We start from the raw sequence: 1913 nt of genomic DNA, 5'->3' as shown, positions 1-1913 counted from the left end.
TCGAAGCGGTTCAGGAACCACATCCGCTGCTGCGCCAACGACAACGGCACCACACCCGGACGCTCCCGCGCCACCAACGCAACCCGATCCCCCGACCCCACCGACTGCTCCACCCGAACCGCCAAGCCACCCACCGACGGCGCCTCGAACACCAACCGCACCGGCACCACCGCATCCAACGCCACACCCAACCGCGACACCACCTGCGTCGCAATCAACGAATTACCACCCAACGCAAAGAAATCATCATCGACACCCACACGATCAACACCCAACACCTCCGAAAACACCCGCGCCACCGCCTCCTCCACCGGAGTCGACGGAGCCCGAAACACCACAGCCTCGAACACCGGAGCCGGCAACGCCGCCCGATCCAACTTCCCATTCACCGTCAACGGCAACGCATCCAACACCACAAACGCCGACGGCACCATGTACGACGGCACCACCGCACCCAACGCCACCTTCACCTCACCCACATCCAAAGACACACCCACACCACCAACCACATACGCCACCAACTGATCCCCCGCAAACTCATCCACCCGAGCAACCACCGCAACATCGACCACCCCATCCACCCCACGCAACGCCGACTCGATCTCCCCCAACTCGATCCGGAAACCACGCACCTTCACCTGAAAATCACTACGCCCCACATACTCCAACTCACCAGAACCACCCCACCGCACCACATCGCCCGTCCGATACAACCGAGAACCCACACCCACACCCGCAACACCGACAAACGGATTCGCCACAAACCGCTCCGCCGTCAAATCCACCCGACCCACATACCCACGCGCCAACTGCACACCCGCCAAATACAACTCACCCGACACACCCACCGGCACCGGATGCAACCGCTCATCGAGCACCAACACACCCGTATTCCACTCCGGCACACCAATAGGCACACCCGCAACATCACCCGCCCCCACCTCATGCACCGTCACCGACACCGCAGCCTCCGTCGGACCATACAAATTGAACAACGCACCCGCATTACCCCGACGGAACCACTGCGCAGTCGCCCCCGGCAACGCCTCACCGATCGCCAACACCCGCACCAACGAACTCGACAACACACCACCCGACACCGCCAACAACGCCGACAACATCGACGGAACCACATGCAACGTCGTCACCGACTCCGCCACCATCAACTCATGCAGATACGCCGCATCCCGATGCCCCTCCACCGACGCCACCACCACCGCCGCACCCGAGACCAACGCCGACCAGAACTCCCACACCGACAAATCGAACGTCGCCGCAGTCTTGAGCAACACCACATCACCGACACCCAACCCGAACTCGGACCTCTTCCACACCAACTGATTCACCACAGCCTCATGCGAGACCGCCACACCCTTCGGCCGACCCGTCGACCCCGACGTGAAAATCACATACGCCGCATTCGACCCCCGCAACACCGACAACCGCTCACCATCCCCCACAACCTCACCCGAGAACCCCGACACATCCAACGAACCCACATCCACCACCGACACACCACCACCAGCAAACACACCCACATCCCCACCACCAGAAACCAACACCAACACCGGAGACGCCACCTCAACGATGAACCCATTACGCTCGGCCGGCTGATCCGGATCCAAAGGCACATACGCACCACCCGCCATCACCACCGCATACATCCCCACCAACAAATCCACCCCACGCCGCATACCCAACCCCACCAACACCTCAGGACCCACACCCTCACCGATCAACCACCGAGCCAAACGAAACACCCGCTCCCCGAACTCCCCATACGACAACCGCTCACCCTCGAACACCACCGCCACCGCACCCGGAACCTCAACCACCCGATCAACAAACAACGACGCCAACGACACCCCACCGGAACCCGAAACACCCTCCAACACACGAGAAGTCCCATTCCA

1 pseudogene is annotated in these 1913 nt (G+C 61.8%); it reads right to left on the bottom strand.

The annotated features are described in order from the left end of the window. Positions 1–1862, bottom strand: a pseudogene (locus BJI47_RS04345) (amino acid adenylation domain-containing protein); the annotation flags it as partial. Between the last annotated feature and the right edge of the window lie 51 nt (positions 1863–1913).

The sequence above is a fragment of the Rhodococcus sp. 1168 genome (assembly GCF_002091955.1).
Classification (GTDB): domain Bacteria; phylum Actinomycetota; class Actinomycetes; order Mycobacteriales; family Mycobacteriaceae; genus Rhodococcoides.
This window is presented reverse-complemented; position numbering and strand designations above follow the sequence as displayed.